Annotated in this window: 12 protein-coding genes; 10 read left to right on the top strand and 2 right to left on the bottom strand. The window is 75.4% G+C overall.

Going from position 1 to position 12,931, the window contains the following annotated elements:
- Positions 1-42: 42 nt before the first annotated feature.
- The 5 genes from cpaB to FB458_RS13225 are packed head-to-tail and all read left to right on the top strand — an operon-like array spanning position 43 to position 5,444.
- On the top strand, positions 43-819 hold the full coding sequence (gene cpaB, locus FB458_RS13205) for a Flp pilus assembly protein CpaB (RefSeq protein ID WP_141848898.1): 777 nt from the start codon (positions 43-45) through the stop codon (positions 817-819).
- Between the two features lie 7 nt (positions 820-826).
- Entirely contained in the window at positions 827-2,029 is a 1,203-nt protein-coding gene (locus FB458_RS13210; RefSeq protein WP_141848899.1) for a CpaE/TadZ family protein, read from the top strand.
- Positions 2,026-3,540: a TadA family conjugal transfer-associated ATPase gene (locus FB458_RS13215; protein WP_141848900.1), complete on the top strand. Its 1,515-nt coding sequence runs from the start codon at positions 2,026-2,028 to the stop codon at positions 3,538-3,540. The genes FB458_RS13210 and FB458_RS13215 overlap by 4 nt, the downstream gene beginning before the upstream one ends.
- On the top strand, positions 3,537-4,523 hold the full coding sequence (locus FB458_RS13220; protein ID WP_246061208.1) for a type II secretion system F family protein: 987 nt from the start codon (positions 3,537-3,539) through the stop codon (positions 4,521-4,523). Before FB458_RS13215 ends, FB458_RS13220 begins: the two co-directional genes overlap by 4 nt.
- Before the next feature lie 3 nt (positions 4,524-4,526).
- On the top strand, positions 4,527-5,444 hold the full coding sequence (locus FB458_RS13225; protein WP_141848901.1) for a type II secretion system F family protein: 918 nt from the start codon (positions 4,527-4,529) through the stop codon (positions 5,442-5,444).
- Positions 5,445-5,527: 83 nt separating this feature from the next.
- Here the strand turns inward: FB458_RS13225 and FB458_RS13230 are convergent, their stop codons facing one another.
- Complete coding sequence (locus tag FB458_RS13230; RefSeq protein WP_141848902.1) at positions 5,528-6,193, bottom strand: response regulator transcription factor; 666 nt, start codon at positions 6,191-6,193, stop codon at positions 5,528-5,530.
- Entirely contained in the window at positions 6,193-7,830 is a 1,638-nt protein-coding gene (locus FB458_RS13235) for a sensor histidine kinase (RefSeq protein ID WP_141848903.1), read from the bottom strand. The genes FB458_RS13230 and FB458_RS13235 overlap by 1 nt, the downstream gene beginning before the upstream one ends.
- A gap of 254 nt (positions 7,831-8,084) precedes the next feature.
- Between FB458_RS13235 and FB458_RS13240 the strand changes: the two genes are divergently transcribed.
- The 5 genes from FB458_RS13240 (at position 8,085) to FB458_RS13260 (ending at position 12,877) form a co-directional block, all read left to right on the top strand.
- The gene (locus tag FB458_RS13240) at positions 8,085-8,813 is read left to right on the top strand and encodes a ComF family protein (protein ID WP_211356038.1); all 729 of its coding nucleotides are present in this window, start codon (positions 8,085-8,087) and stop codon (positions 8,811-8,813) included.
- Positions 8,814-9,132: 319 nt separating this feature from the next.
- Positions 9,133-9,795: a ribosome hibernation-promoting factor, HPF/YfiA family gene (gene hpf, locus FB458_RS13245; protein ID WP_141848904.1), complete on the top strand. Its 663-nt coding sequence runs from the start codon at positions 9,133-9,135 to the stop codon at positions 9,793-9,795.
- 103 nt (positions 9,796-9,898) lie between these two features.
- Positions 9,899-10,660, top strand: a complete 762-nt coding sequence (locus FB458_RS13250; RefSeq protein WP_211356039.1) for a response regulator — start codon at positions 9,899-9,901, stop codon at positions 10,658-10,660.
- 7 nt (positions 10,661-10,667) lie between these two features.
- Complete coding sequence (locus tag FB458_RS13255; protein WP_246061209.1) at positions 10,668-11,885, top strand: winged helix-turn-helix domain-containing protein; 1,218 nt, start codon at positions 10,668-10,670, stop codon at positions 11,883-11,885.
- Positions 11,882-12,877, top strand: a complete 996-nt coding sequence (locus FB458_RS13260) for a glycosyltransferase family protein (RefSeq protein ID WP_170185677.1) — start codon at positions 11,882-11,884, stop codon at positions 12,875-12,877. The genes FB458_RS13255 and FB458_RS13260 overlap by 4 nt, the downstream gene beginning before the upstream one ends.
- The last annotated feature ends 54 nt before the right edge of the window (positions 12,878-12,931 follow it).

A 12,931-nucleotide genomic window follows, 5' to 3' on the forward strand; every position in this document is an offset into this window, starting at 1 on the left:
GTCCACCCTCCCGCCCCCTCTCCCCCAGGCGGTCCCTGTCCCATGAAGGCTCGCGTCCTCGCCCTCGTCGTCGCCGCCCTGCTCGCCATCTGCGGCGTCGGCGCCGTCGTGCTCTACGCCCAAGGCGCCGCGCAGCGCGCCCTGGCCGAGAGCCAGCCCGTCGCCGTCTACGTCACCGACAAGCTCGTGCCCGCGGGCACCACCCTCGGCGACGCCGTCAGCAAGGGCCTCCTGCAGCGCACCTCGGTCCCGCGCACCTCCGCGCCGGCCGGTGCGCTCGCCGAGGTCTCCACGACCAACCGCGCCCTCGTCGCCGTCAACGACATCCAGCCGGGCGAGTTCGTCCTCTCGGCGCGCTTCACGACCACCGCCGTCGGCGAGCAGGCGATCTCCGTCCCGCAGGGCCAGGTCGCCGTCGCCGCGCAGCTGAGCGACCCCGCCAAGGTGGGCTCGTTCGTGCGGCCCGGCTCGCGGATCGTCGTCTTCGACACCTACGCCGCGCCCGCCACGACCGGCGGCGCCGGCGCCAACCCCACCCAGGGCACCAGCACCGGCGGCGGTCAGTCCACCAAGGTGCTGCTGCCGGACGCCCTCGTCATCGCCGTCGGCTCCACCTCCCTGACCCCGGCGGAGGACGGCGCCGCCGCCCCCTCCTCGGGCGCCGACACCGTCCTGGTCACGCTCGCCCTCTCCCCGGACGACGCGGCCCGGCTGGTCCACGCCATCCAGACCGGCAAGCTGTACGCCGGCCTGCGCGGCACGAACGTCGACATCCCCGCCAGCACCGTCGTCTCCGACGGCTCCCTCTTCTCCAAGTAGGCCTGCCATGACCGTTCTGTGGGACACCGACCCCGAAGCCGCCGACCGCTACGCGGTCGCGCTCGGCGAGCACCTCGTGGTGGCCGAGTCCGCCTCCGCCGTCCAGCGGCTGCTCGACGCCGAGCCGCACCTGCTCGTCGTCGCCGGCCCGCACGTGCCGCTCGACGCCGCGTGCCAGCTCGCCTCGGCGCTGCGGCTGACCCGCCCCGCCCTCGGGGTGGTGCTGACCCGCACGCGGGTCGACGTCGCCGTGCTCCAGCAGGCGGTCACCGCCGGGGTGCGCGCCGTCGTCGCCGCCGACGACCTGCCGTCCGTCGCCGACGCCTGCCGCAAGAGCCGCGAGCTGTCCGACCAGCTGGCCGGCATCGCCTCCGGCACCGGTCCGGCCGCCATGGGCCGCGTCGTCACCGTCTTCTCCGCCAAGGGCGGCGTGGGCAAGACGACCTTCTCGACCAACATCGGCGTCCACCTGGCGACGATGGGCTACCGCACCCTCGTGCTCGACCTCGACCTCGGCTTCGGCGACGTCGCCATCAGCCTCCAGCTCGTGCCGCGCCAGACCCTCGAGGACGTCGTCGGCATGGCCGGCAGCCTCGACGAGCCGGCGCTGGCCCAGGTCGTCACGACCCACCCGACCGGTCTCGACGTCCTGTGCGCGCCGCTCACCCCGGGCGGCGCCGACCGGGTGCCCGGCGAGGTGGTCAGCGAGGTGCTGCGCGTCGCGCGGCGCAGCTACGACTTCGTCATCGTCGACACGCCCCCGGCCTTCACCGACCACGTGCTGGCGTCCTTCGACTCCAGCGACGCGGCCGTCCTCATCGCCACGCTCGACATCCCCGCGATCAAGAACCTGCGGCTGACCCTCGACACCCTCGACCTGCTCGGCATGCCCCGCGAGCGGCGCACGGTCGTGCTCAACCGCTCGGACTCCAAGGTGGGCCTGCGCACCTCCGACGTGGCCGCGACCATCAAGCAGGACATCGCCGTCATGGTCCCGGGCAGCGTCGACGTCCCCGCCTCGGTCAACAAGGGCGTGCCGATCCTCCTCGAGGACCCGCGCCACCCGGTCAGCGTCGCGCTGCGCACGCTCACCGAGCGCTACGTGCTCGCGCCCTTCCGCACCGACGCGCGGCCCGGCCCGCGCCAGGCCGAGCCCGCTCCCGAGCGCAGCCACGGCCGTCGGCTGCTCAGCTGGGGGAGCCGAGGGTGAGCCTGGCCGAGCGGCTCGACGCGATCCGCCGGGCCCAGTCCGAGCCCGCGGCGGGCCCGGAGCCCGCGCCCGAGCCGGCCGCGGCCCCCGCCCCGGCACCGGCGCCGGCCAAGCCGGCCGCCACCGGGCCGACCGCCAGCGAGACGCTGCGCTCGGCCCTGCAGGCCAACCCCGTCGCCCACGAGCCGAGCTCGCTCTCGGCCCTGCGACCGCCGCTGCCGGGCCGCGGACCGGACCCGTTCGGCGCGGTCAAGGAGAGCGTCCACGAAGCCCTCCTCGTCCAGCTCGGGCCCACGCTCTACGACCCGCGCCTGGAGCAGGCCGAGCTCGAGAGCCGCGTCCGGCGCACCCTGCAGACCGTGCTGGAGAAGGAGCAGACGCCGCTCACCGCCTCCGAGCGGTCGCGGATCGCCCAGGAGGTCTCGGACGAGATCCTCGGGCACGGGCCGCTGGAGACGCTGCTGCGCGACCCCGACATCTCCGAGATCATGGTCAACGGCGCCGACTGCATCTACGTCGAGCGCGCCGGCCGCCTGGTCCTCAGCGACCGCCGCTTCGTCGACGAGGCCCACCTGCGGCGGGTCATCGACCGGATCGTCGCCCGGGTCGGGCGCCGGGTCGACGAGGGCAGCCCGCTCGTCGACGCCCGCCTGCCCGACGGCTCGCGCGTCAACGCGGTCGTCTCGCCGATCGCGCTCGACGGCTCGATGCTCACCATCCGCAAGTTCGCGACCGACCCCTTCACCGACGCCGACCTCGTCGCCTTCGGCACCTTCACGCCCGAGGTGCGCGACTTCCTCGCCGCCTGCGTCCTCGGCCGGCGCAACATCGTCATCTCCGGCGGCACCGGCTCGGGCAAGACGACGCTGCTCAACGTCATCTCCAGCTTCATCCCCGACGACGAGCGCATCGTCACCATCGAGGACGCCGCGGAGCTGCAGCTGCGCCAGCACCACGTGCTGCGCCTGGAGTCCCGCCCGGCGAACATCGAGGGCCGCGGCCAGATCAGCATCCGCGAGCTCGTCAAGAACTCGCTGCGCATGCGGCCCGACCGCATCGTCGTCGGCGAGGTCCGCGACGGCGCGGCGCTCGACATGCTCCAGGCGATGAACACCGGTCACGACGGGTCGCTCACCACGGTGCACGCCAACACGCCGCGCGACAGCCTCTCGCGCCTGGAGACCATGGTCCTCATGGCCGGCATCGACCTGCCGGTCCGTGCCATCCGCGACCAGGTCGCGGGGGCGCTCGACCTCGTCATCCAGCAGGCCCGCCTCAAGGACGGCACCCGCAAGATCACCGCGATCAGCGAGGTGGTCGGCATCGAGGGCGACGTCATCACCCTGCAGGACCTGTTCACCTTCGACTACAGCGCGGGCCGCGACGAGAACGGCCGGTTCCTCGGCCGGCTCAAGCCGACCGGGCTGCGACCGTCCTTCGCGCAGGACCTCGCCGACCTCGGCATCGTCCTGCCCACCACGCTGTTCTCGCGCGGCCGGGTGCCGGCGTGACGTCGTACCCGCCCCTGCTGCTGGTCGGCGCGGGCGCGCTCTTCGTCGGCGTCTTCGTCTTCGTCGTCGCCCTCGCCGCCCCGACCCTGCGTCGACGCGGCGCCACCCGGGCCATGGCCATCGAGCAGTACATCGGCCTGGCCCAGCGCCAGGACGAGCCCGACGGCCGCGTCGGCGGCCTCGCCGAGGAGATCGTCGCCTTCGGCGAGCGGGTCATGCGCGACCGGGACTCGACCCCCCGGCTCGTCGCCCGGCTGCAGCAGGCCGACCTGCCGCTGCGGCCGGGGGAGTGGTGGGTGCTGCGCGTCGTCGCGGTCGTCGTCGGCGTGGCGGCCGGCCTCGTCCTGCTCGGCGAGCGCGCCCGCCTGCTCGGGCTGCTGCTCGGCCTGCTCGTCGGGCTGCTCGGTCCGGCCCTCGTGCTGCGCGTCCTCGTCCGGCGCCGGGTCAAGGCCTTCGAGCGGCTGCTGCCCGAGGTGCTCATGCTCGTCGCCTCCTCGCTGTCCACCGGGTTCTCGCTGCTCCAGGCCCTCGACGGGGTGGCCCGCGACGCGGCCGAGCCCGCGGCCAAGGAGTTCGGCCGGGCCCTGGCCGAGACCCGCCTCGGCACCGACGTCGAGGTCAGCCTCCAGTCGATGGCCAAGCGCATGGAGAGCCGCAACATGGAGTGGACGGCCATGGCCATCCAGATCCAGCGCACCGTCGGTGGCAACCTCGCCGAGACCCTGCGCACGACGGCGGCCACGCTGCGCGAGCGCGAGATGCTCAAGCGGCAGGTCATCGCCCTCTCGGCCGAGGGCAAGATGTCGGCGTACATCCTCGTCGGCCTGCCCTTCGGCATCTTCCTCTTCCTGCTGCGGGCCAACTACGACTACGTCGCGCTGCTGTGGACCCGCCCCCTCGGCCTGCTCATGCTCGCCGTCGGTGCCGTCTCGCTCGGCATCGGCATCGCGTGGATGCGCTCCATCACCAACCTCAAGGTGTGACCCGTGACCTCCGTGCTGCTGCTCACCCTCGGGGCCCTGCTCATCGCCGCCGGCTTCGCCGTCACCTGGTACGCCACCGGCGGTGAGGCCGTCGGCACCGCCCGCAGCCTGCTGCTCATCGAGCAGACCACACCGGGCTCGCGGGAGGTCGCGCGCAGCGAGCTCCCGGCCCGGGACCGGCTGCTGCTGCCGATCCTCGACGCGCTGCAGTCGATGGCGCGACGGCTCACCCGCGGCGGGGCGACCGCCAAGCTCACCCGGCGCCTCGACCTCGCCGGGAACCCGCAGGGCTGGACCGCGGACCGGGTGCTGGGCGCCAAGGGCCTGGGTCTGCTCCTGCTCGCCGGGGTCGGGCTGCTCGTCGGCGGGGCCACGCTGCGCGGGGTGCTCTACGCCGGTGCCGGTGGCGTCGTCGGGTTCCTGCTGCCCAACCTGCTGCTGTACAACCAGGGCCTCAAGCGCCAGGACGCCCTGGCGATGAGCCTGGCCGAGGCGCTCGACATGCTCACCGTCTGCGTCGAGGCCGGCCTCGGCTTCGACGCCGCCCTCATGCAGGTCGCGCGCGCGGCCGACGGCCCCATCGCCGGCGAGTTCGGCCGCGTCCTCGCCGAGATCCAGATCGGCCGGGGTCGCGCCGCGGCGTTCTCCTCGCTGCGCGAGCGCTCGACCGTCCCGGAGCTGCACTCGTTCATCTCGGCCATCGTCCAGTCCGACCGGCTCGGCCTGCCCGTCGGCGACGTCCTGCGCGAGCAGTCGCACGAGATGCGGCTCGCCCGTCGTCAGCGGGCCGAGGCGTCGGCGCAGAAGCTGCCGGTCAAGATCCTCTTCCCCATGCTGCTGTTCATCTTCCCGGCCCTCTTCATCGTCGTCATCGGGCCCGGTGCGATCCGGATGATCGACGCCTTCAGCGGCGTCGGCTGAGACCCGGCCCCCCACGACACGACACGACACGACGCCCGTACGGAGCTCCGTACGGGCGTCGTCGTGCGCGGGGTGGGACGGGGTCAGGACTTGATGAGCCCCGACCGGATCGCCGCCATGACCGCGCTCGCGCGGTTGTTGGCGCCGAGCTTGTCGTAGAGCTTGGCGATGTGGGTCTTGACCGTCGACTCGCTCATGTAGAGCTGCTTGGCGACCGCCGCCACCGAGTCGCCCGCGGCCAGCCGCTGGAGCACCTCGGTCTCGCGGACGGTGAGGCGCGGGGTGTCGGGGTTGTCGCGGCGGCGCACGGCGGCGGCCAGCCCGGCCGCGGTGAACGAGTCGGGGGCGGTGGCCGCGTGCTTGACCGCCGAGATGACCTCGTCGGCGGAGCCGCTCTTGAGCACGAGGGCCGAGGCCCCGGCATCGAGGGCCTCGAGCAGGGTGTGGTCGTCGTCGTGCATCGTCAGGACGACGATGCCGAGCCGGGGACGCTGCTCGCGGGCCTGGCGCACGAGGTCCAGGCCCGAGCCGTCGCCGAGCGAGACGTCGACGACGAGCACGTCGACGGGCGTGGAGCGCACCAGGGTCATGCCCTCGGACAGGCTCGAGCCCTCGGCGACGACGTCGATCGTGCCGTCCGAGGTGAGCAGGAAGTTGATGCCCTGCCGGACGAGCTCGTGGTCGTCGACGAGCATGACGCGCAGTCGCGCGGAGGCGACGGCCTGGCGGTCGGTGGGGGAGGCGCTCATCATGACGGCTGGGGGACCTTTTCGTTGACGTGGACGGGGGAGGTGTGGGTCTGCGGGGTCCGGAAGACGGCGACGAGGTCGAGGCCGTCGGTGGTGTCGACGGTGACCGTGCCGCCGGCCGCGGTGACCTGGTGGTCGGTGCAGCGTGCGGGGGAGAAGGTCGTCTTCCCGTTGTGGCGCATCCGCAGCGTGGCGTCCGGGGCGACGACGGTGAGGTCGACGTCGACCCCCGTCGCGCCGCCGTCCTTGACGTCGGCGAGGACGTCGAGGAAGAGCTGGTAGAGCGCGGTCTCGACCCGGGCCGGCAGGCGGAAACCGGACTCGTCGAGCCGCAGGCCGACGACGACCTCGGTGGTCGTGCCGAAGGACTGCAGGCGGGAGGTCATCGTCGCCCCGAGGCCGCGCTCGGGGCGGACCGAGACCCGCAGGTCGGAGATGTGCGAGCGCAGGTCGCCGAGGATCCGGCGCAGCTGCCCGCGGGCCTCCGTGAGCATCTCGCCGGCCTTCTCGGGATCGCTGCCCTGGGGGCCGTCGAGGGTGCGGGCGACGAGGTCGAGGCGGAAGCCGAGGGCGACGAGCTCCTGGGCGATGCCGTCGTGCATCTCGCGGGCCAGGCGCTCGCGCTCCTCGAAGCCGGCGCGCTCGCGCAGCGCGGCGAACGACAGAGCGACGCCGATGACCGGGCCGAGCCGCGCCGCCGTGGCCTCGAGCGGCTCGCGGTCCCACGGTGACGACGGTGCGGTGGTCATGACGTCCTGGACGACGACCCCGAGCGCGGAGCCGTCGCTGGCGCGCAGCGGGACGGCGCGGACCTCGCGGTGCTCGCTGGGGTCGTAGACGGTGGCGGGACGACCGCTGCGCCAGGCCTGCCCGACCGCGCCCGGGTCGACCAGGGGGTCGCCCCACGGCACGCGGTCGACCCCGCGCAGGGCGAGCGGCACCGGGTGGTCCTCGGCGCCGCCGATGAGGACGCCGGAGCGGGCCAGCGGGCCGGGGCGGCCGAGGGCGTCGAGCAGCAGCTCGGCCGCGGTGGCCGGGTCGAGGCCGCCCTCGAGGTCGCTCGTCAGCGCGTCGAGCCGGCTGAGCAGGATGGCCGCCTCCTCGGCGGCGGGGTTCGCCGTCGCGCTCTGCTGGGCCTCGCTGGCCACCCGGTTGGTGCGGTGCACCCAGACCGCGCCCGCCGCCGTGACCGCGGCGATGAGGGTCCAGCGCACGTCGAGACCGACGTCGAGCAGGGTGAGCGAGGGCCGCGTCCGGCGGACGGCGAGGCCGGCGAGCACCCAGACCAGGGCGGTGCCGATCACCTCGACCCGGGCGAGGGCGGACGCGGCGCGGGACAGCGGCAGGACGACGAGGGGGAGCGCGGACGGGCCGGCGAGCAGGCCGAGGCCGGCGGCGAGCCCACCGGCGAGGCTCAGGGCGAGCATCGCCTGGCGCCGACGGCCGTCGAGGGCCCCGGGCTCGAGGTCGCGCTGCACGCGTCCGGCGACGACGTCGATGACCAGGACGGCCGCGACCCAGGGCAGCACGGAGACGCCGTCCGTGCCGATCCCCGACACGACGACGACCATGAGGGCCACGAGCCAGCGGTACTGCGTGCCGACGGAGACCCCAGCCAGTCGCTTCGTCCCGATCACTCCTTTCGTCCGATCCGCACCGCGACGCGGTGCGGAGTCGATTGTGTCGTGTTTTGGCGTCATCGGCCCCCCGAACGGCCGAAGCCGCGCCGTCCGTTCGCCGAGCGGTCCCGCGTCGGCGGCCCGTCGGGCTCGGTCGGCGGCCCGTGAGCGCCGGTCGACCGGTCGTCCCCAGCCCGGACGGCGGGCGCCCGTCGTCCACAGGCCGGGCCGCCCGCCGGCCGGTGGCCCGGCCCGGGCCGCACGCTGGGGGGATGAGCCGTTCGTCCGTCGACGGGTCGGGTCCGCGTCCCCTGCTGGGCGCGCTCGCCGCGCTCGACCTCGTCCTGCCCCACCGGTGCGGGGGCTGCGGCGCGGTGCCCCCGCCCGGGCGCCCGCTGTGCCGCGGCTGCGCGGTGCGGCTGCGCGCGCTCGTGCACACGCCGCGGCTGGTCGGCCCGCACCCCCGGCCGACCGGTCTGCCGCCGGTGCACGCCACGGCGCCGTACGCCGGCGTGGTCGCGGCGCTGCTGCGCGCCTGGAAGGACGACGGCCGGCGCGACCTCACCGGGCTGCTCGCGGCCCTGCTGCGACCGGCCCTGGCGGTCGCCCGACCGCCCGGCGCCCTGCTCGTCCCGGTGCCCACCTCCCCGGCGGCCCGGCGGCGGCGGGGCGACGCCCCGCTGCTCGACCTGCTCGGGCGGGCCGCCGGCGCGGAGCCCGGGCCGGTGGACGCGCTGCGGGTCACCCGGCGGGTGGCCGACCAGTCCGCGCTGGGTCGGCGGGACCGGGCGGCCAACCTCGACCACGCGCTGGCGGCCCGATCGCCGGACCTGCTGGCGGGCCGACCGGTGGTGCTCGTCGACGACGTCCTCACGACGGGGGCGACGCTGGCGGAGGCGGCCCGCGCCGTCCGGGCGGCCGGTGGCCACCCGGTCGCCGCGGCGGTCCTCGCCGCGACGCGGCGCCACCGGGTGCCGGACGGGGAGGAGGCGGACCCCTGACGGCGGGGGTCCGACACCGCGACGAGGGCCCGGGAACCCTGGCGGGGTGCGGCTCGCTGGACGGGGTGAGCGAGCCGTCCCGGCCGGGTCGACCACTCTGCGCCAGCCGTCCACGAGGCGCGTGGGTGGTCCCGGCCCCGGTGGCGGAGGGCCGCCCCCGGCAGCCCTTCCGCCGCAGGCGAGGGAGGGCTACGGTCGCTGGAACAGTCCGGTTCGTCCGGGTCGGCGCCGCCGGTCCGGCGGGTCCAGGTCGGAGGTGGTGCCCGGGTCGACAGGGCCTGACCCGCCGCGCCGAGTTCCGACCAGCAAGGAGGACTGTATGGACATCGTCGTCACCGGGCGCCACGCCCAGGTCACGGACCGGTTCCGAGAGCATCTCGAGGAGAAGCTCGCGAAGGTGCCCCAGCTCTTGCCCAAGGTCTCGAGGGTCGACGTCGTCGTCACCCACGAGCAGACGAAGAACGACTCGGAGTGCGTGGAGATCACCTGCCACGCCAAGGGTCCGATGATCCGGGCGGAGGCGTGCCACACCGACAAGTACGCCGCCCTCGACACCGCGCTCGACAAGCTCTACGAGCGGCTGCGCCGCGCCGGTGACCGGCGCCGCGTCTCCCGCGGCCGCCGCGCCCCCGAGTCCGTCGGCCGGGCGACCGGCCGCCTGGCCGCGCCGGGCCCGGAGTCCGACCTCGCCCTGCTCGACGAGACCCCCGTCGACGGTCAGGACGCCCGTTTCGCCGACACCCCGATCGAGGTGCGCGAGAAGGTGCACGCGAGCACGCCGATGACCCTCGAGGAGGCGCTCGCCCGCATGGAGCTCGTCGGCCACGACTTCTTCCTCTTCCACGACTCCGAGACCGACCGCCCGAGCGTCGTCTACCGACGGCGGGGCTGGTCCTACGGCGTCATCCACCTCGAGGTCGCCGAGGACGGCGCCGCGCACGGCGTCGCCGACGCGGTCCTCGCCGGCAGCCGCCCAGCCTGACCCGGGCCGCCCGCCCGGGACCGGGGTCGACCCCCGGTTCCGGGCGCGGGCGCGCCCGAGCGGCGTCGGGGCGCCGTACGGGGTCCGTGGCATGATGCCGCGCATGGGGCCAGTGACGAGTACGGGCGGGCGCGGCGGGTCCGCCCCGTCCGAGCGGGCGACCGCGACCTCCGAGCCGGACCTCACGGTGCCCGGCACCGACTCCATCCGGGTGCTCGTCGCCGACGACCACGTCCTGTTCCGGCGCGGCCTGGAGATGGTGCTGCAGCAGGAGGGCGACATCGACGTCGTCGGCGAGGCGAGCGATGGCGCGGAGGCCATCCAGCGCGCCGAGCAGCTGCTGCCCGACGTCATCCTCATGGACGTGCGGATGCCGCGCACGACGGGCATCGAGGCCTGCCTGGCGATCAAGGAGCGGGTGCCCTCGAGCCGGATCGTCATGCTCACCATCTCCGACGAGGAGAGCGACCTCTTCGAGGCGGTGCGCGCCGGCGCCAACGGCTACCTGCTCAAGGACGTGCCGGGCGAGGAGATCGCCGCCGGGATCCGCGCCGTCCACCACGGGCAGTCGCTCATCTCCCCGTCGATGGCCTCCAAGCTGCTGGCCGAGTTCGCGCTCATCAGCCGCCGCGACGCGGACACGCCGAACCCGCACGCGCCCAAGCTCACCGACCGCGAGGTCGAGGTGCTGCGGCTCGTCGCGCACGGCAAGGCCAACCGCGAGATCGGCACCGAGCTGTTCATCTCGGAGAACACCGTGAAGAACCACGTGCGCAACATCCTCGAGAAGCTGCAGCTGCACACGCGGATGGAGGCGGCGATGTACGCCGTCCGGCAGAACATCATCGACCCGCACCAGCGCTGACCCGCCCGTGGCCGGTCCCGCCTCGCCGCGCCGCCTGACCCTCGGCCAGGCCCGGCGCGCGGCGCTCGCCGCCCAGGGGCTGGCCCGCCCGCGCCCCGCTCCCTGGAGCGCGACGACCCGCGACGTGCAGCGGGTCGTCGACACCGTCGGCGTGGTCCAGATCGACAGCGTCAACGTCCTCGTCCGCAGCCAGTACCTGCCGTTCTTCTCCCGCCTCGGCCCGTACGACGCCGCGCTGGTCGACCGGGCGCGCGACCGCGCCCCCCGTCGGCTGGTCGAGTACTGGGCCCACGAGGCCAGCCTCGTGCCCCCCGCGACGTGGCCGCTGCTGCGCTTCCGGATGGACCGGGCCGCCGAGGACGCGTGGGGCGGCATGGTGCGGGTGGCGCGGGAGCACCCGCACCTCGTCGAGGCGGTCCTCACCGAGGTGGAGGAGCGCGGCCCGCTCACCTCGCGGCAGGTCGAGGCGGCGCTGGCGCACGAGCAGCCCCGCGCCACCGGGCACTGGGGCTGGAACTGGTCGCTGGTCAAGCAGGCGCTCGAGCACCTCTTCTGGGCCGGGCGCATCTCCTCGGCGGGTCGCACCCCTCAGTTCGAGCGCCGGTACGCCGCGCTGCGGCTCGTCGCCCCGCCGGCGGTGCGCGACGCCTGGACCGACCCGGACCGCCGGCCCGACCCCGCGCAGGCCGCGGTCGAGATGGTCCGGATCGCGGCGCGGGCGCACGGGGTGGCCAGCGAGCTGTGCCTGCGCGACTACTTCCGGCTGCGCTCGACCCAGGTGCGCCCCGCGATCGAGCGGCTGGTCGCCGACGGTGAGCTCGAGCCCGTCGAGGTGGTCGGGTGGCGGCGCCCGGCGTGGCGGCACGTCGACGCGCGCCTGCCGCGCCGGGTCGAGGGCCGGGCGCTGCTCAGCCCGTTCGACTCCGCGGTCTGGCAGCGCGACCGGGTCGAGGAGCTCTTCGGCTTCCGCTACCGGATCGGCATCTACACGCCGGCGGCGCAGCGCGAGCACGGCTACTACGTGCTGCCGTTCCTGCACGGCGAGCGGTTCGTCGCCCGCTGCGACCTCAAGGCCGACCGGGCCGCGGGGGTGCTGCGGGTCCGGCAGGTCACGTGGGAGCCCGGAGCCGGGCCGCAGGACCGGGTGGCGCTGGAGCAGGAGCTGGAGGCGATGGCCGACTGGCTCGCGCTGCCCGGCGGACCCCGGCCCGACGAGCAGCCGTGACCGGCCGGCCCGTGCGGCCCGGCCGGCGCGCCGTCGACGACGCCGCGCTCGAGCCCGTGGTCGCGGTGGTCCCCCTGCACCGCCCCGACGCGGACGTCGTCGCGCACGTCCGCTCGCTCGCGGCCCAGGTCGCCGGGCGGGTCGTCGTCGTGGACGACACCGGGCCGCTGACGGACCCCGACGACCACCCCGACGACCACCCCGACGACCACGAGGCGGTGCTCGCCGACCTCGTGGCGCTCGCGCCCCTCGGGGTCGTCGTCGAGCGGCACGGCGCCAACCGGGGGATCGCGGCCGCGCTCGGCACCGGGGTGGCGAGCGCGCGGCGGCGCTGGCCCGGCGCCCGTGCCGTCCTCACCGTGGACCAGGACTCGGGCCTGGCCGCCGACCACGTCGAGCGGCTGCTGGCCGCGGCCGCCGCGGCGCGGGCGGCGGGTCGGCGACCCGGGCTGGTCGGCCCGGCCGCGGTCGAGGGGCTCCCGCCGCGGACGGCCCGCGGGGCCCGCCCCGGGGACGGTTCGGCCGAGGGCTTCGCGCCGGGTCGGGAGCCGGTCCAGTCGGGCCTGCTCGTGCCCCTGGACGTCTGGGACGAGGTGGGCGGCGTCGACCCCGGACTCGTCATCGACGGCGTCGACAGCGACCTCTGGCTCAAGGTCCTCGACACCGGCCGGGAGGTCGTCGTCGCCCCCGGGCTCGCGGTCCGGCACCGGCTCGGCTCGGGCCGACCCGTGCGGCTCGGCGGCCGCACCCTCGTGCTGCCCGTCTCCGCGCCCTTCCGCTCGTACTACCTCGTGCGCAACCGGCTGCGCCTGGCCGGGCGGCACGGGCGCCGGCACCCGGCGTGGGCCCTGGGCCAGCTCGGCGGGCTGGTCCGGCACCTGCTCGTCGTCCTGCTCGTCGACCCGCCCGGGCGGGCGGAGCGGCTGCGCGCCGCCGCGGCGGGGGTGCGGGACGCCGTACGGCGTCGGGAGGGGCGGCGGCCGGGGTCGTGACCGGTTGCTGCCACCGTCCGTTACCGCCGGTTGGGGCGCTCTTGACCATCTCTT

Source organism: Lapillicoccus jejuensis, from assembly GCF_006715055.1.
Lineage (GTDB): Bacteria > Actinomycetota > Actinomycetes > Actinomycetales > Dermatophilaceae > Lapillicoccus > Lapillicoccus jejuensis.